The sequence below is a fragment of the Plebeiibacterium sediminum genome (assembly GCF_026013605.1).
In the GTDB taxonomy this organism is placed as follows: domain Bacteria; phylum Bacteroidota; class Bacteroidia; order Bacteroidales; family Marinilabiliaceae; genus Saccharicrinis; species Saccharicrinis sediminus.
This window is the reverse complement of record NZ_JAPDPJ010000002.1, coordinates 22,095-45,240: the sequence shown is the minus strand read 5'-3', so window position 1 is coordinate 45,240 and position 23,146 is coordinate 22,095. Positions and strand designations below refer to the sequence as shown.

The window sequence follows — 23,146 nt, the reverse complement described above, 5'->3', positions numbered from 1 at the left end:
ATTATGAGAAAGATTGTTGAGGTTTTTGTAAAGTTCCCCTTTTATGCAAATCTGATTCTGCTCATTTTTGTCATAATTGGAGGATTGAGTTTAAGTTCTATGAAAAAGTCGTTTTTCCCCGAGCGACAATCTCATATTTTACGAGTTAGGGTTTTTTATCCCGGAGCTTCGCCTGTTGAAATGGAGGAAGGAGTTACTTCAAGGATTGAGGAAGCTGTTAGAGCCATTCCTGGCATTTATGAAATCAATTCAGTTTCTTCAGAAAATAGTTCTTCTGTTACCATAGAAATAGAACCCAAATATGATATTGATGAAGCACTTATCGAAGTAAAAAATGCTGTTGATGGAATATCATCGCTTCCATCGGCTGCAGAACGCCCCATTGTTTCAAAATCACGAACTACATCGCCAGCAGCAAACCTTTTAGTAACAGGAGATGTAGATTTATTGACGCTTAAAAGTTATGCCCAACAGGTTGAAGAAGATTTTCTGGCTTCAGGGTTAATGAGTCAGGTTTCAATTTCCGGCTATCCGGCTTTGGAAATATCAGTAGAAGCAAGTGAAGTTGATATGTTGCGTTATGGATTTACTTTTGATGATTTGCAAAATGCTATTTCTCAAAATAACCAGGATGTTTCAGGTGGACAATTGCGCTCTGATGATGAAGAACTACTAATCCGGTTAAGGTCAAGAAGTGCAGATCCTGATAAAATTGCAAATATCATTCTAAGAGCAAATTCTGATGGAAGTGTGATTAGAATCAGAGATATTGCATCAGTAAAAATTAAATTTTCAGAAATTCCCAACAAAGCGCTCGAAAATGGTAATCCGCTGATTCGTGTAAACGTAATGAAATTGATTACAGAGGATTTGGATGATATTGATACTTATATAAGAGATTATGTTGAAGACTTTAATAAAAATAATCATGGAGTAGAACTCATTTATTCCAGATCCTTTTTGGAGTTATTGCATTCAAGGTTAGATCTGTTGTATTACAATGGCGGTCAGGGATTAATTTTGGTAATATTAATCTTGAGCCTAATGTTAAGTATGAGATTATCTCTTTGGGTGGCATGGGGAATTCCGGCTTCCTTTTTAGGGATGTTTATTATAGTTAATGCAATGGGGGTTACTATAAATATGATTTCCTTGTTCGGGATGATTTTGGTAATCGGAATTTTAGTAGATGATGGTATTGTTATTGGCGAAAATATATTTCAGCATTTTGAAAAAGGGAAAAGTCCCAAAAGGGCTGCTGTTGATGGTGTTATGGAAGTGATTCCAGCTGTGGTAGCATCGGTGTCAACAACCATCGTGGCTTTCTCACCTTTGATTTTTATTACTGGTAGAATGGAGTTTATGTTTGAAATGGCCTTAATTGTAATTTTTAGTTTGGCTGTTTCTTTATTTGAGGCATTTTTAGTTTTACCTGCTCATATTGGAAATGAAAAAGTATTGAATCAGAAAGCTCTCCATATAAAACCTACAGGATTGAAAAAATACACCGAAGGATTTTTTAAGTGGTTGAGAGAATATGCCTATGACAGGGTATTAAAGTTAATAGTTGAGTGGCGTTATGTTGTTATAGGTATTCCTTTAGCAATGATGTTAATTACCTGGGGGCTTCTTAAAGGGCAACAAATAAAAATGACATTTTTCCCCAGGATGGAGTTTGATTCATTTAATATTAATATAGCGTTTACTCCTGGAGCTGGTGAAAAGCAAACGATGGATTATCTTGAAAGATTTGACAGTGTGGTTTGGGTGGTTAATGATGAATTAATGGAGGAGTTTAACGATACCATTCCAATAATAGAGAATAGTATTTTGTATTTAGGTTCTGCATTTGATGGTTCAGAAAGCGGTGCACATGCCGGAAATGTTTATGTATCTCCCCGAAACTCTGAAGAAACGGGTATAAGTACTTATTACATTATTGAAAAAATACGGAAGAAGATAGGAGCTGTAAATGAAGCCAAAAAGTTTACAATTGGTGCCAGAGGAAGATTTGGGGACCCAATTTCTATAGGTTTACTTTCCCGAAATATAGAAGAATTGGAGAAAGGAAAAGATTTCCTGATGGAGAAGTTACATGAATATCCGCAGTTAAAAGATATTGTAACCAATAATGCACTCGGAAAGCAAGAAGTCCGGCTAAAATTGAAGCAGCAGGCCTACATGATGGGACTCAATGAAGCATCAATTGCACGTCAGGTTCGTCAGGCTTTTTATGGAGGACAGGCTCAGCGTTTACAAGTAGGAAGAGATGAGTTACGAATATGGGTGCGATACCCTCCTGAGGGTCGACAACGAATTGGTCAGCTTGAGGATATGAAAATTATTACTTATCAGGGAGAATATCCATTAACAGAATTGGTGGATTATGAATTGAAACGAGGGCCAGTTAATATCAATAGATTTAATGGTAAAAGAGAGATTCGGGTAAATGCTGATTTGGTAGATCCTGATGCTTCTGTTACAGAAATAAATGAAGCAATTTTCAAAGAAGTGATCCCTCAATTGAAATTGAACTTTCCAGGAATTACTGTTGAGTCGCAAGGTCAGCAAAAGGAAAGTAAGCGAAATATGAAAGACTTGATGTTTTTGTTTCCTCTAGCTTTTCTAACCATAGTTTTTATTTTAATGATTAATTTCAAATCCTTTCAGCAGCCTTTGATTATCATTTTAATGATTCCGATTTCTATTTTAGGTGCTATCTGGGGGCATGGAATTCATGGAAAACCATTGTCTATTTTAAGTCTATGGGGAGTGGTAGCCTTAACTGGAGTTATCATTAATGATGCAGTAGTTTTTTTGGCTAAGTACAATAATCTTATAGAAGAAGGACTTAAAGTGAAGAATGCGATTATTGAGGCAGGTAAAGCAAGACTTCGCCCTATTATTCTAACTACCTTAACTACATCGTTTGGTTTATATCCTCTTATTTTGGAAACAAGTTTTCAGGCCCAGTTTTTAATTCCAATGGCTATATCTTTAGTTTATGGGGTTGCATTTGGTACTTTGTTTATTCTTTTGTTTTTTCCAGCCTTAATTATGATACTGAATGATATGAGATATTTTATTCGAAAAAAGTTTAAAGGCAATAGCGTTGAAAGAGAACATGTAGAAATTGCCTGGATTAATGCACAGACTAAAATAGATAATGGAGATAAAAAATAGTTTGTTGGTATGTGTAATCTCTTGATTTAATACTTGTTGAGTGGTGTTTTGTATCTAATTGGTCGGGATTGTGTTACTACACTTGTTAATACTTGTTAAAAATAAGATTGAAATACATTATACTCTTTTTATGGCATATGATTTGATAATATTTTACTCGAAGAGCAAAAGTGTTTTTTCATAAATTAGGTTAGGGTTTAAGTTTTATGGAGCGTTTTTATAACGCTCCATTTTAACTAACATTTTTTAAGTTTTTATTTCGAACCTTTTTTATCTGAAAACGTTATAGTAGTAAATAGATTTGATTAGATTTTTTTTCATAGATTAGAGTTTAGGGTTAATAGAAAAAGAGCTTTCTCAAAGAGAAGCTCTTTTTTGTTTTATTATAAATTAATTTTTTTTGTAATAGCTTTAGTCTTGTAACTTTTCGTATACTACAGAATACATCATCGGAATTTTACCATCAGTACCTTTTATTTGGTATTTATCCTTATCAATTTCAATCATTTGCTCGAAGCAATTATAAGCAGAATAATCATATTCCTTAAAGCTATTTAAAGTAAGATAATTTACTTGTAAGGCATTAAAGACTTCACTAAGGCTATGATTCCATGAAACGGATTTTTCTTTAATATTTGATTTTTCTTCAGTATCGGTATAGGTTCCTTCTAATTCTTCAATGATTGGTTCACCTCCAAAGTAATTAAACTCAATAGATTTAAAATCATAACTAAACATCCATACTACAGGGTGGAATTCAACCATTATAAACTTACCTCCGGGTTTCAAAAAGTACGAAATTATATGAGCCCACTTGTCCATGTCAGGTAGCCACCCAATAACACCATACGAGGTGAATACAATATCATATTTCTGTTCAAGATTCTCTTTTAAAGCGTATACATCACTTTGAATAAATTCAGTATCCATGTTTAATTCAGATGCTAATGCTTTGGCCTTATCTATAGCATTATTCGATAAATCAATACCAGTCACTTTAGCTCCTAATCTGGAAAGCGATATGGTATCCATTCCAAAATGGCATTGTAAATGAAGCACCGATTTCCCTGTAATATCTCCCAATAATTCCAGTTCAACAGGTTTTAAGGAGCTTTGTCCTTCTTTGAAGGATTTGATATCGTAAAATTCCGAATTATAATGGATATCTGTTTTTTGTTCCAAAGGTTACGGTTGATTTCAAGATAGTTCATGTGATTTACTGGTGATTACAGATTAATAACTTTATCAGCCATTTTTTGAAGTTCAATAATATCAACCATTGTTCCGGGTATTCCTACTTTTATTTTATCAAGTAAGTTATAGTGATTTAAACATGTTTTGCATGCAATTAGTTTTACTCCGGCAGCTTCAAGGTTTTTTAGGTTTTCAATAATAGGAGAGTCCTCACAAATAATTTTAACGCCACTGTTATAGAAAGTGATAAATTTTGGAAGGTTATTTTCTGCACTAATTAGTTTTAGATAGTTATTGATTAATAAAAGGCCTAACTCTTCATCGCCCTGACCCATTCCGTTATTGTTGATTTGTATTAGAGTATTATTCATTGTAATATATTTTTAGATTCAATTTTGCTTATTGTAAAAGCAAATGTAACACAGATTTCGTTTTAAATAATATCAAGGAAGTTTTTTAATATAGGGTTTGTGTTTTTGCTGTTCCAAATGATTTTTAAAGTGGTTTGTTGTTTAATTTTCTTGAGCTCAATGAATTTAACATCCAGATTAAAGCCTTCTTTTAATGTGGTTGGAACAATAGATACGCCAAAATTATTTTCAACCAGTCTGTATATTGATATGGCATTAACGGTTGAGTGCGATACAATAGGAGCAAAGCCTGAATCGTCAAATATTTGCATTACTTTTTCATAGTAAGATTCACTATAGGTTGGATCAAACAGAATAAAAGGTTCTTCTTTGAACTGTAATAGCGATTTAAAATTTGTTTCATCGATAGGATGATTCTTGGGTAATACTAACGAGAAGGTATCTTTGAATAATGGTTTCATTTCAAGTCCTTTGGGTACACGTTCAATGCGTACAAAACCAATATCTATTTCTTGTTCGATAAGCGCTTTTACTTGTTGGTTATTGTCAATCTCGTTTAAACTAAAGGTAATATTAGGATGAGAATTACGAAACTTCATTAATAAATCCGGAATTACTTTTTGCATGGCCGAACCAACAAAGCCTAAGTTTAAGTGACCATTGATTCCGCTGTTTAATAATTTGGCATGATGAATCAGGTCATCTAACTGTCGGAAATTGTTTTTTAATTCTTGTTGCAAATATAAACCAGCTTCTGTTAACTCAACTTTTCTGTTGTGTCGCTTAAAAAGTTTTATTCCCAGCTCATCTTCCATTTGTTTAATCTGTCTGCTTAAACCTGGTTGTGAAATAAACAAGCGCTCTGCAGCTTTTCTGAAATGTAAATCTTCAGCAACAGCTAAAAAATATTTGTAATGTCTAAATTCTAAATGATTACTCATAGTTATCAAATATAGAATAAAATAGTCTCATTTCGTATCAAAACTACTTGTAAATTTGTAATAACAGGAGCGTGCTTAATTCATTAAGCTAAAACAAAAGTTAATAGTGTATTGAGAAATGAGTCATTGGTTTTTATTAAAGCCAGTGACTCCTGATTTAAAATTAAGTTACATGTTTAAATACGGCATAGATCATTTAACAGTAGCAAAGGTTATGGCTATTGTAATAGGAAAAAAGAAGGCAGTGTTGGTGGATGAAGCCATTAAAAAAGTACAGGAATGCAGACGTAAAGTTGAAGTTATGGCTCAGTCTAATGTTCCAGTATATGGTATTAACACTGGATTTGGTCCATTATGCGATACGCAAATATCACCAGAAGAAACGAGTAAACTACAAGAGAATTTATTGCTTACTCATGCGGTTGGCGTTGGTAATCTCATTGATAAAGAGTTGTCTAAAATCATGTTAATCTGTAAAGTACATGCTTTGTGTCATGGCTTTTCAGGTGTACGATTAGACGTAATTCAGAGGATTCTATTTTTTATTAATAATAATATTTTACCAGTAGTTCCGGAACAGGGCTCAGTTGGAGCTTCTGGTGATTTGGCTCCCTTGTCGCATTTGTTTTTGCCATTGTTAGGTGAAGGCGAGTTATGGATTGGTGACCAAATTGTTAGTACCAAAGAGTATTATCAGCAGGAGAATATTAAACCAATAAAGTTAGCAGCAAAAGAAGGTTTAGGGCTTATTAATGGAACACAGTTTATTTTGGCTCATACCATTATGGGCTTGTACAGAATGGAATACTTGCTCGATTTAGCTGATGTGGCTGGGACAATGAGTTTGGAAGGTTTAATGGGAAGTGCTTCTCCTTTCAGAGAAGAGATTCATACAATTCGTCCGTTTAAAGGGAATTTACGTGTTGCTGAGCGCATTCGATTTTTACTAACAGACTCTGAAAATGTAAAAGTTCATGAGCATTGCCAACGTATTCAGGACCCATACTCTATCAGATGTATGCCACAGGTTCATGGAGCCAGTCGTAATGCTTTTGATCATTTAAATGAGTTGGCAGAGATAGAGATGAATTCGGTTACAGATAATCCAATTGTATTAACTGAAGAGTTGGCCATATCCGGAGGTAATTTTCATGGTCAGCCATTGGCTATGGCTATTGATTATGGTTCATTGGCTACAGCTGAGTTGGGTAATATATCGGATCGAAGATGTTACCTATTGCTGGAAGGTAAGTATGGATTACCACGATTATTAACAGCTCACGGAGGATTAAACTCAGGTTTTATGATCCCTCAATATACAACAGCAGCTTTAGTAACAGAAAATAAGTCACTGTGTTTTCCTCCTTCGGCCGATAGTATTCCAACTTCATTAGGTCAAGAAGATCATGTTTCTATGGGAAGTATTTCAGGTAGAAAGTTCAATCAGATATTGGGTAACCTAGAAAAGATATTTGCCATAGAGTTAATGTATGCAGCACAGGCTATGGAGTTTCGCCGACCCAATCAGTTTTCTCCGGTTATAGAGCAAAACTTTGCCATTGTTAGAGAAAAGGTGGATAAATTAGAAGATGACAGATTAATAAAAGATGATATACAAGCTATGGTTAAACTGGTGCAGGATAGAGCTTTTGTAGTGAGGTGAGTTGAAAGCCAAGAGCTGTAGCACGGAGCATGGAGCAAAGGGTAAATGTTATAATTAAAACACCCAGTCAGCTACTCGTGCCTCGTATCTGGTACCCCTCCTTGAAAAGGCGGGGAATGTTCTTGCTCAAAACCATTTTTCCTTCGAAGAGGATACTTATAAGTGCTGTAAATCACTCTCCTCCTTTTTTCAAGGAGGAGTACCTGAGGAACGAGGGGGTGGTGGTTATAATCTCTACTTACAATCTAATCCTTAAACTAATTAAACAAAAAGACGATGACTTTTCAAGAAGAAATATTACGAGGGATTCCAGAGCAATTGCCGGCAAAAAGAATTTATAGTACTAGAGCAAATCATGCTCCTAAACGTAAGGATATTTTAAGTGAGGACGAAAAGAAGTTGGCAGTACGTAATGCTCTGCGCTATTTTCCAAAACAATGGCATAAGGAATTAGCTATAGATTTCGCTGAAGAGTTAAAAGAATTTGGACGAATTTATATGTATCGTTTTATGCCGGAATATCCTATGTATGCTCGCCCAATACAAGAATATCCTGCAAAGAGTAAACATGCTGCAGCTATTATGCTCATGATTCAGAATAATCTTGACCCTGCTGTGGCTCAACATCCTGAGGAGTTAATTACCTATGGTGGTAATGGGGCTGTTTTTCAAAACTGGGCTCAATACTTGTTAACAATGCAGTATTTGGCAACAATGACTGATGAACAAACTTTACATATGTACTCAGGGCATCCAATGGGATTGTTTCCTTCATCAAAAGCCGCTCCAAGGGTTGTGGTTACCAACGGAATGGTTATTTCTAATTATTCAAAGCCTGATGATTGGGAGCGTTTTAATGCTTTAGGTGTTTCGCAGTACGGACAAATGACTGCAGGATCATACATGTATATTGGTCCGCAAGGTATTGTTCATGGAACAACCATTACAGTAATGAATGCATTCAGAAAAATTCTCAGCAAAGAAGAAACAACTGCCGGTAAAGTGTTTTTAACTGCTGGTTTAGGCGGTATGAGTGGAGCTCAGCCCAAGGCCGGAAATATTGTTGGATGTGTTTCGGTTTGTGCTGAGGTGAATTCAGCAGCGGCAACCAAAAGACATTCGCAGGGATGGGTTGATGAATTGATTGACTCCATGGATGAATTGATTGCCAGAATAAGAAGAGCACAACAAAATAAAGAAACCGTTTCCATTGCGTTTATTGGTAATGTAGTAGATGTATGGGAGCGTTTTGATCAGGAGGATATTTTTATTCATGTAGGATCAGATCAAACCTCATTGCATATTCCATGGACAGGAGGATATTATCCTGTGGATGTTAGTTATGAAGAGTCGAACCGATTGATTCGTGAAGAACCTGAAGTATTTAAAGAAAAGGTTCAGGAATCGCTAAGAAGACATGCTGCAGCCATCAACAAACATGCTGCTAAAGGAACTTACTTCTTTGATTATGGAAATGCATTTTTGTTAGAATCTTCCAGAGCAGGAGCCGATGTAATGGCTGAGAATGGTACAGATTTCAGGTATCCATCGTATGTTCAGGATATACTCGGGCCAATGTGTTTTGATTATGGTTTTGGTCCGTTTCGTTGGGTTTGTACTTCAGGTAAACCTACAGATCTGGATAAAACAGATAAAATGGCTGCCAATATTCTTCAGGATATCATGGAACATTCGCCCGAAGAAATACAATTGCAAATGCATGATAATATAACATGGATTCGTGAGGCAAAAGCTAATCATCTGGTTGTAGGTTCGCAGGCTCGAATTTTATATGCTGATGCAGAAGGCAGAGCCAAGATTGCTTTAGCTTTTAACAATGCTGTGGCAAATGGAGAAATTGGTCCTGTAGTTATTGGTCGCGATCATCATGATGTAAGTGGTACAGATTCTCCATATCGAGAAACATCCAATATTTATGATGGTAGTAAATATACTGCAGATATGGCTATTCAGAATGTAATAGGCGACAGCTTTAGAGGAGCTACCTGGGTTTCTATACATAATGGTGGCGGCGTAGGATGGGGCGAAGTAATTAATGGCGGTTTTGGAATGGTGCTGGATGGAAGATCTGAAACAGAAGACAGAATTAAGAGTATGCTGTTTTATGATGTGAATAACGGTATCGCTCGGCGTAGTTGGGCCCGAAATAAGGAGGCTCGTTTTGCCATTGAACGTGAAATGAAACGTACACCAAATTTAAAAGTAACTTTACCTAATTTGGTAGATGATGAATTATTGGAGAATTTGTAGTCTCTATCAATTGTTATAACAAGGGTGAAGTTGATATGCAGCTTTGATAGGATTTATAAAAGATAAAGGATCATGATTAAAACCACCTCCCCCTCGTAACTCGGGCTTGAAAAGGAGGAGAATAGATTTACATCATGTATATATTCCTCCCTTAAGAGAAATGTTTTCTCTTAAGGTGAGATTAACACCTAAAACCTATTATCTTTTATCTAAAGTCTAATATCTATAATCTAAACTCTAAGATCTATTAATGATGATAATATTATATAAAAACATAAAGCAATTGGTTCAGGTAAGAGATGAGGGAATTGCCTATGTACAGGGGCAGGAGATGAAAGACTTACCTGTTATAGAAAATGCATGGCTGTTAGTTAAAGAAGGAATTATTTCTGATTACGGAAGTATGGATACTTGTCCGCAAAACAATTTGTACGAGGAAATAGACTGTATTGGACGAGTGGTAATGCCTGCATGGTGTGATTCGCATACTCATATTGTTTATGCAGGAAATCGTGAAGGAGATTTTGTAGATCGAATCAATGGGTTATCCTATGAACAAATTGCAGAAAGGGGAGGTGGTATTTTAAATTCTGCCAAACTATTACAAAATACTTCAGAGGAGGATTTGTATGAGCAAAGTTTATCCCGATTAAAAGAGGTGATGGAGTTAGGTACCGGAGCTATTGAAATAAAGTCGGGATATGGCTTGACAGCAGAATCAGAACTAAAAATGTTGAGGGTAATTAAGCGATTAAAAGAAGATTATCCAATTGCTATAAAATCTACATTTTTGGGGGCACATGCCATTCCTGAGGAATATAACGGTAATGCCGATGCTTATATTGAAATGCTGATAAAAGAGGTGTTGCCACAAATTGCCAAAGAAGACCTTGCCGATTATATTGATATTTTTTGCGAAAAAGGCTATTTCAGTGTGGCACATACCGAAAAACTACTTGCTGCAGCACAAAAGTATGGATTGGTGCCTAAAATACATGTCAACCAGTTTAATGCCATAGGAGGGGTGGCAGCTGCTGTAAAATACAAAGCGCTAACTGTAGATCATTTGGAATTAATAAATGATGAGGATATTGAAATATTGAAAAATTCAGGAACCATGCCTGTGGCTTTACCTACATGTTCCTTCTTTTTAAGCATTCCATATACCCCAGCACGAAAAATTATTGATGCAGGTTTACCTTTGGCTTTGGCTACAGATTATAATCCGGGATCAACACCTTCAGGAAATATGAATCTGGTTGTAGCAACTGCATGTATTAAAATGAAAATGACGCCAGAGGAGGCTATGAATGCAGCAACATTAAACGGAGCTTATGCTATGGGTGTTCAAAAAGAATTAGGGAGTATTACCAAAGGGAAAAAAGCCCATTTGATGATCACTAAACCCATTCATTCATATGTAACAATAGCTTACTCTTTTGGAGTAAATCATATTGAAAGTCTGATGTTGTAGGATATTTATTGGTTTTAAATAAATTAGGATCTAATTGAAAAATGGCTTGATTGTTAAACAAACAAATCAGGCCATTTTTATTTATCATCGAAAGTAGGGGGAATCCGAGGTTGTAATGTGTGCACAGAAATTGTTATTTATTAATTTTTAAGTATATTCAAATCCCTTTAAATATATAGTTTTTCAGCACAACTACTATGAATAAAAAAAATAATTTCCTGATATCATTCTTCTTGTTATGGACTGGAATACACGTTGTTTTCGGCGAAAATAGAATGATATTTGATCATATTACTCAAAATGAAGGATTGCCTTCTGATCATGTAAGTCAAATTCTTCAGGATTCAGACGGTCTGATGTGGTTTGCGACATACAATGGGCTTGCGAGTTATGATGGATATGGGTTTCATATCTATTCCTATTCTCCTAATGATACTACTACCATCTGTCATGATAATGTTATTTCTATTTGTGAACAGTCATCAAGATATATTTGGGTTGGTACAACTAGCGGATTCTGTAGATTTGATAAAGAACAAAATCTTTTTAAAAGGTATAATAATGACAAGGTAGGAGCACTCTCTCAATCCAGTATACGTAAGTTATTGATTGATTCTCATGGTAAATTATGGATTGCCTCCAATGCCGGATTAGTAACCTTTGATATTGAAAAAGAAGAATTGGTTGGTTACGTACCCGATTTAAATAAGAATAATTCTATTAGTTCAAATAATGTAAGTGACTTATATATTGATATAAATAAAAAAGTATGGGTTGCAACAGATAAGGGATTAGACATGTTTGACCCTGTTTTGGAGTCATTTACTCATATTAAAGATGGAAATTTTGTAAAGTTAACCAGATATAATGATGGGATAATGGCCATCACAAGAAATTTTGTGAGGTATATAACACCATCTGTGAATGAAATTAATTTTTCAAAAGTGCTCTTTGAAGATGTGCAAGGTAGCTATGTTGTTACTGATGTATTAGTTGATTATGAAGGTTTTGATTGGTATACAGTTCGGGATAATGGTATTTATTGTTTTAACAGGATAAATAATTCGTACCAGGTTTATAGATATGATAAATACGATAAAAACAGTATTAACTCAAATGTGCCGCAATGTATTTATAAAGATCAGAATAATAATCTTTGGATAGGAACTTTTGATGGTGGTGTAAATTTTTATTCTCCACATAAAAAACGCTTTAATAATATACATGATAATTTTAAAGCAGACGGGTTGCAAAATAATAAGGTTAAAACTATTTATGAGGATCGTAATGGCGATATTTGGATAGGCACAAAGGCTGGAGGAATGTTGAGTAAATTTGATAAAACTTCCCGAACATTTACTCATTTTCAACACGACCCTTCTGATCCTTCAAGTATAAGTGATGATTATATTTTTGCTATCTGTGATGCACAACCCGGTTTTTTATGGGTAGGTACTATGAATGGCGGTTTAAATTTATTCAATAAAAAAACAGGGAAATGTATTTGTTATAAGCATGATCCCAAAGACTCAACAACGATATCTACTAATAATATCCGATCGTTACTTTTAGATGATGGTAAATTATGGATAGCAGGTCATCAAAATGGTGTTGATGTATTCGATATTAAAAGTCGAAAAAAAATCAAAAATTATAAATTTTCGCATACAGAAGGTAGTATTTCAAGTAATGGAATCATATCTATTTTCAGAGATTCCAAGAACCAGTTGTGGTTTGGAACCAGCTTTGGTCTGAATCGTTACGATAGTACCACCGATCAATTCGTAAGATATTATCATGTTGAAAGGGATTCCAATAGTATTTCTGATAATATTATACATTGTATCATTGAAGATGCCGAGCATTGTTTATGGATTGGTACAAAAAACGGACTTAACAGATACAATCCGGAAACCAATTCATTTCAGGTTTTTAATACATACACCGGTTTGCCAACAAATTCAATTTACGGATTATCAATTGATAGTAATGGAATAGTTTGGATGAGCACTAATGTTGGGATAGTACAGTTTGACTATAAAACAGGATATTCATCTCTTTATACAGATGAGGACGGACTGAGTAATAACGAGTTTGCTCCTACAGTATATGCAACATCAAAGGATGGAGAAGTGTTTTTTGGTGGAAATAAAGGCTTTACTTACTTTAAACCTGAGGATATAATGATTAATCCTCATATACCTAATATAATATTTACAGATTTTAAGGTGCTTAATGAATCTGTAATTCCGGGATCTGATAATCCTATTTTGAAAAAACACATTAATAAAGCAGAATTAGTAAAACTCTTTACGGATCATTCCGCTTTTTCAATTGATTTTAGTGCTTTAAATTATATTTCTTCAGATAAAAATCAGTTTGCATATATGTTAGTTGGTTTTGATAAAGATTGGCATTATGTCAATACTAATCATTCAGCCACCTATACCAATCTTAACCCGGGTAAATATATATTTAAAGTAAAGGCATCAAATAATGATGGTATTTGGAATGAAGAAGGAAGATCGATACGTATTGAAGTGATACCATCCTGGTGGAATACAATATTTTTTAAGGTTTTTATAATCTGCATTTTAATTTTAGCAGTATTTATTCTTTTACGTTTGAGGCAAAAAGTTCACAAAATAAAAACAACAGTATTAGAAGAAAAAGTAAAAGAACGAACTGATAACTTAAATAAGGCTAACATCGAATTAAATGCCCAAAAAGAAGAAATTCTGATTCAAAGAAATGAAATTCAGGAAAAGAAGGAACAACTGGAAAAAGAATCGCAAAAAATGGCTATTCTTAATAAATTTGGACAGGAACTCACAAATATTTTAAGTCTTTCAGAAATCAACCGGGTAATTTTTGATTACGTAAAAACGCTCCTTGATGTTCCTGTTTTTGGTATTGGAATATATAATCCAGAGAAGAATCGTTTAGAATTTCCGTCCTATTTTGAGGATGGTCATCCAATAAAAAGTTTTAGTGTACCTTTAGATAGTAAAAGAAGTCTGGCTGTATGGTGTTTTAAAAATCAGGATGTTATATATAGTAATAACTTTAAAAGTGATTATCTAAAATATGTAGATGGATATTACTTTCCAAATGCAGTGATGCCTGAGTCGGTAATGTATTTGGCCTTAACAGTAAAAGGGAAAAATATAGGTGTGTTATTGGTCCAAAGCTATAAGCTAAATGCTTATACGCAAAACGATCTCGTTACTTTGCAAACTTTGGGGTCCTATATTGCTATTGCTTTAGATAATGCTAATGCTTACAGGATTGTTAACCGTCAAAATAAAGAATTAGAACAACAGCAAAAATCGTTGGAGCAAAAAGTAAAAGAAAGAACCAAAGAGCTTGAAGTTGCTAAATTTAAGGCAGAGGAGAGTGATCGTCTGAAGACGTCTTTTTTGGCAAATATGAGTCATGAGATACGTACTCCATTAAATGCTATTGTTGGATTCTCTGATTGTTTGGTTTCACAGGATCTTAGTCCGGAAGAAAAGGAGCATATGGCTGGTGTTATCAGAGTTAATTCTGATTCACTTTTGCAAATTATCAGTGATATCATTGATTTTTCAAAAATAGAAGCAGGACAAATGTCTATATCAAAATCAAATGTAGATGTAGATAATTTATTAAATGAACTTAATCATACTTATCTGTTTCAAATTCAGAGTATGGGCAAAAAAGTAGCTTTGCAAAAGTCTCTTGCTCAGGATGAAATAAGTGTAAAGCCTTGTTTATATACAGATCCGTATCGTTTAAAACAAATATTCAGGAATTTATTAGATAATGCACTAAAGTTCACCGATAGTGGGATTGTTGAATTTGGGTATAAAGAAGCAGATGAGGATAAATTGGTTTTCTATGTAAAAGATTCAGGTATTGGTATTGCTAAAGAAAATCAGAAAGTAATATTTGATCGTTTTCGAAAAATTGAGGATGATACTTCTATTTTATACAGAGGAACAGGATTGGGCTTGTCTATTATTAAGAATTTAATAGAATTACTGGATGGAGAAATATGGGTGGAATCAGAAGTAGGTAAAGGATCGGAATTTATTTTTAAGCTACCTAAATTGATATATAAGACCGGCGGATATGTTGATGAAAAGGTGGAAAGTATTGATGTTATTCCTAATTGGACGAGTAAAAAAAATCTTAGTGGTAGAAGATGAGGAATCTAATTATATTCTGATTGAAAAAGTGCTTAGAAATACAAATGTTGAAATAGTTTGGGCAAAGGATGGAGTTGAAGCTATGCATTTGTTTAAAGAAAATAGTACAAAACTTGATCTGGTACTATTGGATATAAAATTGCCTGTAAAGGATGGCTTTGAGGTTGTAAAGGAAATAAAAGAGCAGAATAATAATATTCCAGTAATTGCTCAAACAGCTTTTGCTATGGCTAATGAGGAACAAACAATAAGGGATTTGGGGTTTGATGATTATATCGCGAAACCAATAGCAAGGGAGCAACTACTTACTAAGATGATGACTTTTATGTCATAAGATTTAAATATTATAAAATGAACTATGAATAACTCTGCAAAATTTTCTTTAAAACAAAGGTTAAAGAGTTTTAAGTATGCTTTCAATGGAATTAAGTCATTAATCCAGAATGAGCATAACGCCCGTATTCATTTTATCGCATTGTTTTGTGTAGTTGTTTTAGGGTTTGTTTTTCAAATTTCAATAATCGAATGGTTGGCAATAGTTATAGTTTCAGGAATTGTTATTTTATCTGAACTTTTTAATACAGCAATGGAGCGACTGGCAGATTTTATAGAACCTAAACATAATATTAAAATTGGTCTTATTAAAGATTATTGTGCGGGAGCTGTGCTAATTGCTGCAATAGTTGCAGTTGTAGTAGGTTGTATAATCTTTATCCCTAAAATATTAGATGTACTTTATCAATAGTATAGAAATTAATATTACTTACAAAAAACTCACTTACACAAATAGTACTTTGCGAATCTATAAATTAGTCTGCATGCATTAATTCTTTATACAGATTATAGTTTTCATCGTCATAACATACAAAAATTACCTGTTCAATTTTTGAGTTTTTATATTCTGAAACTGCATTAAAAGCTATTGTAGCAGCCTCTGCTTTGGGATATCCATATACACCGGTTGAAATATTTGGAAAAGCAATCGACTTGCAATTATTTTTAGCGGCTAAAAGGAGTGAGTTGATGTAACAGTTAGCTAATAATTTTGCTTCATCATGTTTGCCATTTTTGTAAATTGGACCTACTGTATGAATAACATATTTGGCTGGCATATTTCCAGCTGTGGTTATTACAGCTTCACCAGATGGGCAACCTCCTTGTTTATTGCGTATAAGAATACATTCATCCACAATTGATTTACCACCAGCCCTATGTATGGCACCATCAACGCCACCTCCCCCAAGTAAACTTGAATTGGCAGCGTTAACAATGGCATCAACATTTAGCCTGGTTATATCTCCTTTTATAAGTTCAATTTTCATCAGAATAGATTTTTAATAAATATTAAATCTGACTTATGGAGTTTATTCAGTTTGATTTAAGGGAATAATTTGTTCTAAAACCCAATTTGTTCGTGCTGCTGTAGCTCCAGTGCTAACACATTTATTTTTGCTGCTTAGTTCGTCGTTAACCTGTTTAATAAGGTTATACTGAATATTTTCAGGATTCAGATATGGAAACTCAACCACGCCTTTTTCAGTAATTAATTTTATAGGATTATGATTAAATCCACTAAAGAGGATGGAGCCTTTGGTTCCAATTATTTCCATTACATCCTGATCTTCATTTGTATGGGTATTGAACGACCATATTCCACTACCTATTAACCCATTTTTAAATTGAAAAGTTGCAGTAACGGTGTCTTCAACCGTATACCAGTTATTATTATTTGTAGCAAAACCAGAGGCTTTAACTATTGGACCTAAAATAAAATCAAGAAAATCAAATTGGTGAGATGCCAGATCATAAAAAATACCTCCACCTGCAATGTTTTTATCAACCCTCCACGAAGCTTCTTTTTCTGATTCAAGTGCCGGACGAGTTAATCTGATTTGAACTGTTAAAGGTGTTCCTATAACACCATCATCTAAAAGTTCTTTAACCTTTAAAAATCCGGGAAGTGTTCTTCTATAATAGGCAACAAAAAGAGGAATATTATATTTTTCTGAAGCTTCATTCATTTTAACACACTCTTTGTAGCTTGTAGCCATTGGTTTTTCAACATAAACAGGCTTACCTGCTTTCATCGACAAGATGGCATATTCAGCATGTGAAGATGGTGGTGTAGCAATATAAACAGCATCTACATAGGGTGAGTTAATTAATTCTTCTGCAGTTTTATACACATGTTCAACTTTGTGTCTTTCTGCATAATCTTTTGCTTTATCAAAATCTCTTCTCATTACCGAAGTTAACTCTGCATGCTCAACCTTATTAAAGGCCGGACCACTCTTAATTTCAGTTACATCCCCACATCCAATAATGCCCCATTTTATTTTATTGCCCATTTTTTGACTACTATTATTGATTTGAAATAAAATTTAAAGTAAAAATTTTTAATTTTGGCCAAAGCTTAAATCAAATATATTGAATTTTGTTGCTCGGTAATACAAATAGACGAAAAACAATTCAGGAAGATTGTTTATATGATATTATAGGGGATGTTCATGGGTTTGCAAACGAGTTGGAAGAACTGCTTGAAAAACTTGGCTATACCCAAAAACGTGGAATTTGGAGACATGCACAGCGAAAGGCAATTTTTGTTGGTGATTTTGTTGATAGAGGCCCCGATTCAAAAAGAGTCCTTCAAATAGTATCAGGAATGGTGGAGTTTGGTTCTGCGCATGCCATTTTGGGCAACCATGAACTAAATTTGATTATGTATCTTACCAAAGAAAATGGTAAACCTATTCGAAAGCCTTCAGAATCAAGTAGGAAATTGATTGAAAAAGTAAAAGATGAGTTTGAGGATGAACCAGAGTTACTTAAAAAATATGTAAAGTGGCTAAGGACATTACCAGTATACTTGTGCTTCGATAAATTCAGAATTGTTCACGCATATTGGAATGATGATTATATCGATTTGATAGATGAATATCGAGTTGATGGTCGTTTTAAAAAGAAAACTCTGAAAATGATGGCTGATCCAAATCATCCGTTGTGTAACGCAATAAATAGAATTACCAAAGGAATAGAATTTCGATTACCCGAAGATTTAATCATTAAGGATTCAAATAATATTCGTCGTAATAACTTTAGAGTCAGATGGTGGGAATCTCCTAAAGGAAAAACTTTTCATGAATTAAGTTATGGTAATAAATTTAAATTACCAGATTATACTATTCCTGAACAAATTCTTTTTCCATATGAAATATATGAGGATCATGAGCCTCCTGTATTTTTTGGGCATTATTGCATGGGGAGCGGACAAATGAATCCGAAAGATAATATTTGCTGTTTAGATGCTTGTGTTGCAAATGGAGGCTCATTGGCTGCCTATAGATGGAATGGTGAAAGCACCATTAATCCTGAAAATATGATTTTTGTAAAGCAAATATTCAGCTTCTTCTAAAATCAATTATTGTTTTCTGATAAAATATCATTTTGACATTAACTTTTGGCATGGTATTTATTTCAATTGCCTAATCTTATTATATTTGTTTGCTGATTAAATAGGGTATACCTACCAATTGTTTATTTATGATAAAATTGATTAAAACACTTTTAGTATCACTGTTTTTACTTATTTCTTTAAGTGGTACTGCTCAAATAAATACAGGCAGAGTACTTGAAGCTGGTAGATATGCATTATATCAGCAGGAATATGTTCTTGCCATTTCATTCTTCAATAAAGCTATTGAAAGCAAACCTTATCTGGGTTTACCTTATTACTTCAGAGCAAGAGCTAAATATAACCTTGATGATTTAAAAGGAGCAGAGCTTGATATGAATAAGGCTATTGAAATTATTCCTTTTTATTATGAATTTTACAGATTCAGAGGTGATATCAGAGGTCGGTTAGGTAAGCATACTGAAGCACTACAGGATTATGACAAGGGATTAGAAATAGAACCTGGTGATTTAGGTATTTTCTTTAATCGGGGCTTAGTACATATTGATATGAAAGATTGGGGAAATAGTATTGATGACTTTTCTTCGGTACTAAAAATTGACTCTGCTCAATATGGAGCATATATTTATCGTGCTATTGCCAAGTTAAATGCAAAGGATACCATTGGTGCAGTTACTGATATGGATGAGGCTATTGCTGTAAACCCTCTGGTTGCTGAAGCTTATCGTTTTAGTGCAGCTATATATTATGATGTAAATAAATTTGGTAAGGCTTTAGAACGTATTAATTCAAGTATTAATCTGGATGGTTCTGAGCCTGTTTATTATATGTTAAGAGGGGTTATCAGGTATCAGATGGATGACCTTAAGGGAACAATGGCAGATTTTAATAAGGTTATTAAGTTACAACCTAATAATATATATGCATATGCAAACAGGGGGATGCTAAGAACCGAAATTGGAGATGTAAATAATGCTATCGATGATTTCTCCAGAGTACTTGCTCTTAATCCCGGAGATTTATTGACACTGTTCAATAGGTCATTATTGTATATAAGAGTTGGTCAATTTAAAGATGCACTTTCTGATTTGAATCTTATTATAAAACGTTATCCTAATTATTCAGATGCTTATTATGCCAGAAGCCAGGCTTATGCCGGATTAAATATGCAAGCGGAACAAGCTAAGGATAGAAATATGGCTATGAAGCTTCAGCAAGATGAACGAAAGAGAGCAGAAGAAAATGAAAAATTAGCTCAAGCCGGGGTTTCAAATAAAAAGCCTAAGGAAACTCGAAGTGAAAAGGATGAAGACATTAGTAATCATGATAAAATTGTAGTGTTGGATGACTTTACTGTTGAAGATAATGATGTTGATGAACTACAGGATCTCAAAGGGAAGATTCAGAATAGAAACATTATTATAGATTTAGAGAAGGTGTTTAGTTTAACTTTCTTTTCTGAAGATAATACAGTGAATAGTAGTAGATATTTTAAACCTGAGGTTACCAGTTTTAATTCTCGAAATACAACAGATCGAACTTTAGCGTTTTCTAATAAAGAGTTGGAAAATGATGGAGACTTAACCTGGCATTATTATAGATCTATAGAAGAGATTACGCAGAAACTAAATACATATCCTGATAATAATGATCTACGTTTTGTTAGGGCTATACTTTATGGAGTAATCATGAATTATAGTAATGCAATTAATGATTATAATTATTTAATTGATCATACTCCCAAAGATCATCCATACCTATTATTTTATTATTTAAACCGAGCTGCAATCAGATATAAAATGGTTGAAGCCATGCAATCATTTGAAGAAGAAGAATTACCAGAAGATTTAATCACAGGTGGAAGTAATAAAAATGATAATAAAGAAGATAAGGTAGTAAAACAAATGCTTGATTATGATCTTATTGAACGTGATTTAAAACAGGTGATTGAAATTAATCCGGGATATGAGTTTGCTTATTATAACTTAGGTATTTTATACTGTATAAAAAAGGATTTTGAAGGTGCAGTGCGTCAGTTTGGTAACGCAATTAAATTAAATCCTCAATTTGCAGAGGCTTATTTTAACAGAGGGTTAACAAGGATATATTTGAAGCAAGATTCAGAGGGTACCATGGACCTTAGCCGTGCAGGAGAGTTAGGCTTATATAAAGCTTATAATATTATAAAGCGCTATGGTAAGCAAAATGTGAGCAAGGAAGATGAAGGAAGTGAGGAGTAAATGAATGAATGGCTTGAAAATATAGATACGGATAATGCGGAATTTCAGGATGCATTTAAATTGGTTCAGTTTACAAATCGATCTGTATTTTTAACAGGAAAAGCAGGTACAGGTAAAAGTACCTTTTTAAAATATATATGTGCCAATACGCATAAAAAGTATGTTGTAGTTGCGCCTACAGGTATTGCTGCAATCAATGCAGGAGGACAAACTTTGCATTCATTTTTCAAGATACCATTCAGGCCTATTTTACCAGATGATCCTGACTTAAGCACAAAGGATGGTCGTATTTATGATTTCTTAAAGTACCGCAAGAATCACCAGAAATTAATTAGAGAACTTGATTTACTGATCATTGATGAGGTATCCATGCTACGTGTGGATATTCTTGATTTTATTGATCGTGTTTTGAGGGTGTATTCAGGTCATATGCAAGTGCCTTTTGGAGGTAAGCAATTGTTAATGGTAGGTGATGTTTTTCAGCTTGAGCCTGTTGTTAAAAGAGAAGAATGGAGCATTTTGAGTCGCTTTTATCAAACACCTTTTTTCTTTTCGGCGCGTGTATTTCGAAATTTGCCTATGGTTCAAATTGAATTAAAAAAGGTTTACAGGCAAAATAATCCTGAATTTGTTAATCTTCTTGATAGGGTTAGGGTAAATGCTGTTAAGCAAGATGATATTAAGAGAGTAAATCAGCGATTTAATCCAAAGTTTAATGCTCCAATAGATGAGTTATTTATAACGCTGGCTACACGCAGAGATACTGTAGACTTTATAAATGATCATAAGTTAGAAGAATTGAATGGAGAGGAAATTGTTTTTGAAGGTTCTGTAACAGGAGAGTTCCCGGAATCAGCATTACCAACTCCCCGAAAACTTATTCTTAAAGAAAATGCCCAGGTCATGTTTATTAAAAATGATCAGGAACGGAGGTGGTATAATGGCAGTCTGGGAAGAATTGATGAGATTAACGATAATGGCATATATGTTAGGATGGAAAATGAAGAAATCCATTTGATTGAGAAGGAAATATGGCAAAATCTAAGATATAATTATGATGAGAAGAATAATAGGGTTATAGAAGAAGAAATAGGATCCTATAAACAATACCCTCTAAAATTGGCATGGGCTATTACCGTGCATAAAAGTCAGGGTTTAACCTTTGATAAGGTGATGATTGATTTTTCAGGAGGAGCATTTGCCGGAGGTCAATTATATGTAGCGTTGAGTCGTTGCAGATCACTAGAAGGCATCATAATGAAATCCACAGTCTCTCAACGTGATGTTATTGTAAAAAGAGAATGTGTTGATTTTAGTAGAAAGTCGAATAATAAATTACTGATTAAAGAGAGTTTAGATTCTGCTCAGGCTGATGATAACTATAAAGCAGCTTTAAAAGCATATAAAAAGGGAGACTTTCATTCTGCTATGGAAAGTCTTGGTAGTGCTATTACGAAGCGAAATGATTTAACAAAACCTGTTGTTTTAAGGTTTATTGCCAAACAACTTTCAGTCATTACTAAACTTCGTAAACGAGTATCGGAACTAGAGCGAAAAGAGAGAAAACGAAATAAACAACTGGAAGATTTCGCGCGTGAATACTTTTTAATGGCTAATGAGTGCTTGGTAAAAGCACGGGATAAAAGTGCTGCAATAGCTAATTTAAATAAAGCGATTTTGCTAAAACCTGATTTTTTTGACGCCATATATAAACGAGCTGGATTAAAAATAGAGATCAGTGATTTAGAAGGTGCAGATAAAGATTATACCTTAGCCAGTAAATTAAAGCCCAGAACTTTTAAAATCTTTTATAATAGAGGGAGAACCCGAATTTTACTTAAAAATTATAACGGGGCCTACAATGATTTTAAAAAAGCAATTCGTTTAAAAGATGATCATGCTGATTCGTATTATTATTTGTCCCTTGTTTGTGAAAGATTGGGGGAGGACGAAGAAGCTGAGAAGTATAGAAATATTTCAGGAAATCTTGGATTTGAAGACGAAGAAGATGATCATAAGGATTAAGCTGTTCATATACAAAAGATAATACTTTGATTAGTTACTCTTAAGATTTTTTGGTTTCTAATTTTTTTAAGATAAACATTGCTTCTATGATTACGACAGTAAATTTTGATTAATGGTTTGAATCTACGGACGAACAATTGACTATTAGAGACGAAAAGTAGAATTGTTGTTTGTATAGTAAC

The 23,146-nt window shown here is 33.9% G+C and carries 15 protein-coding genes; 10 read left to right on the top strand and 5 right to left on the bottom strand.

The annotated features are described in order from the left end of the window. Positions 1-3 precede the first annotated feature (3 nt). Positions 4-3,183: an efflux RND transporter permease subunit gene (locus OM075_RS02095; RefSeq protein ID WP_301188808.1), complete on the top strand. Its 3,180-nt coding sequence runs from the start codon at positions 4-6 to the stop codon at positions 3,181-3,183. Positions 3,184-3,594: 411 nt separating this feature from the next. Here the strand turns inward: OM075_RS02095 and OM075_RS02090 are convergent, their stop codons facing one another. The 3 genes from OM075_RS02090 to OM075_RS02080 all read right to left on the bottom strand — a co-directional run bounded on the left by OM075_RS02090 (position 3,595) and on the right by OM075_RS02080 (position 5,689). After that, on the bottom strand, positions 3,595-4,365 hold the full coding sequence (locus tag OM075_RS02090; RefSeq protein ID WP_301188807.1) for a class I SAM-dependent methyltransferase: 771 nt from the start codon (positions 4,363-4,365) through the stop codon (positions 3,595-3,597). Between the two features lie 44 nt (positions 4,366-4,409). After that, entirely contained in the window at positions 4,410-4,748 is a 339-nt protein-coding gene (gene yedF / locus OM075_RS02085; RefSeq protein ID WP_301188806.1) for a sulfurtransferase-like selenium metabolism protein YedF, read from the bottom strand. Between the two features lie 62 nt (positions 4,749-4,810). Then, positions 4,811-5,689, bottom strand: a complete 879-nt coding sequence (locus OM075_RS02080; protein ID WP_301188805.1) for a LysR family transcriptional regulator — start codon at positions 5,687-5,689, stop codon at positions 4,811-4,813. A 172-nt stretch (positions 5,690-5,861) separates the two neighbouring features. On the opposite strand from OM075_RS02080, the gene hutH reads away from it, so the two are divergent. The 6 genes from hutH to OM075_RS02050 all read left to right on the top strand — a co-directional run bounded on the left by hutH (position 5,862) and on the right by OM075_RS02050 (position 16,032). After that, positions 5,862-7,352 carry a histidine ammonia-lyase gene (gene hutH, locus OM075_RS02075; protein WP_301188804.1) on the top strand — a complete coding sequence of 497 codons (1,491 nt, stop codon included), beginning with the start codon at positions 5,862-5,864 and terminating at the stop codon, positions 7,350-7,352. A 276-nt stretch (positions 7,353-7,628) separates the two neighbouring features. Beyond that, on the top strand, positions 7,629-9,623 hold the full coding sequence (gene hutU, locus OM075_RS02070) for a urocanate hydratase (RefSeq protein WP_301188803.1): 1,995 nt from the start codon (positions 7,629-7,631) through the stop codon (positions 9,621-9,623). Positions 9,624-9,873: 250 nt separating this feature from the next. Further along, positions 9,874-11,097 carry an imidazolonepropionase gene (hutI, locus tag OM075_RS02065; protein WP_301188802.1) on the top strand — a complete coding sequence of 408 codons (1,224 nt, stop codon included), beginning with the start codon at positions 9,874-9,876 and terminating at the stop codon, positions 11,095-11,097. A 197-nt stretch (positions 11,098-11,294) separates the two neighbouring features. Further along, positions 11,295-15,287: a two-component regulator propeller domain-containing protein gene (locus OM075_RS02060; RefSeq protein WP_301188801.1), complete on the top strand. Its 3,993-nt coding sequence runs from the start codon at positions 11,295-11,297 to the stop codon at positions 15,285-15,287. After that, the gene (locus tag OM075_RS02055; RefSeq protein WP_301188800.1) at positions 15,274-15,621 is read left to right on the top strand and encodes a response regulator; all 348 of its coding nucleotides are present in this window, start codon (positions 15,274-15,276) and stop codon (positions 15,619-15,621) included. Before OM075_RS02060 ends, OM075_RS02055 begins: the two co-directional genes overlap by 14 nt. A gap of 24 nt (positions 15,622-15,645) precedes the next feature. Continuing rightward, positions 15,646-16,032, top strand: coding sequence for a diacylglycerol kinase family protein (locus OM075_RS02050; RefSeq protein ID WP_301188799.1), 387 nt, complete (start codon positions 15,646-15,648; stop codon positions 16,030-16,032). 64 nt (positions 16,033-16,096) lie between these two features. Here OM075_RS02050 and OM075_RS02045 read toward each other — a convergent pair whose 3' ends face one another. Beyond that, on the bottom strand, positions 16,097-16,609 hold the full coding sequence (locus tag OM075_RS02045) for an O-acetyl-ADP-ribose deacetylase (protein WP_301188798.1): 513 nt from the start codon (positions 16,607-16,609) through the stop codon (positions 16,097-16,099). A 42-nt stretch (positions 16,610-16,651) separates the two neighbouring features. Further along, the gene (locus tag OM075_RS02040) at positions 16,652-17,635 is read right to left on the bottom strand and encodes a Gfo/Idh/MocA family protein (protein ID WP_301188797.1); all 984 of its coding nucleotides are present in this window, start codon (positions 17,633-17,635) and stop codon (positions 16,652-16,654) included. An 86-nt stretch (positions 17,636-17,721) separates the two neighbouring features. Here OM075_RS02040 and OM075_RS02035 point away from each other — a divergent pair, with 86 nt between their 5' ends. The 3 genes from OM075_RS02035 (at position 17,722) to OM075_RS02025 (ending at position 22,964) form a co-directional block, all read left to right on the top strand. Then, positions 17,722-18,699: a metallophosphoesterase gene (locus OM075_RS02035; protein ID WP_301188796.1), complete on the top strand. Its 978-nt coding sequence runs from the start codon at positions 17,722-17,724 to the stop codon at positions 18,697-18,699. A 128-nt stretch (positions 18,700-18,827) separates the two neighbouring features. Then, the gene (locus tag OM075_RS02030; protein ID WP_301188795.1) at positions 18,828-20,939 is read left to right on the top strand and encodes a tetratricopeptide repeat protein; all 2,112 of its coding nucleotides are present in this window, start codon (positions 18,828-18,830) and stop codon (positions 20,937-20,939) included. Further along, a complete protein-coding gene (locus OM075_RS02025; RefSeq protein WP_301188794.1) occupies positions 20,940-22,964 on the top strand; it encodes an AAA family ATPase in 2,025 nt (674 codons plus the stop codon). Positions 22,965-23,146 lie beyond the last annotated feature (182 nt).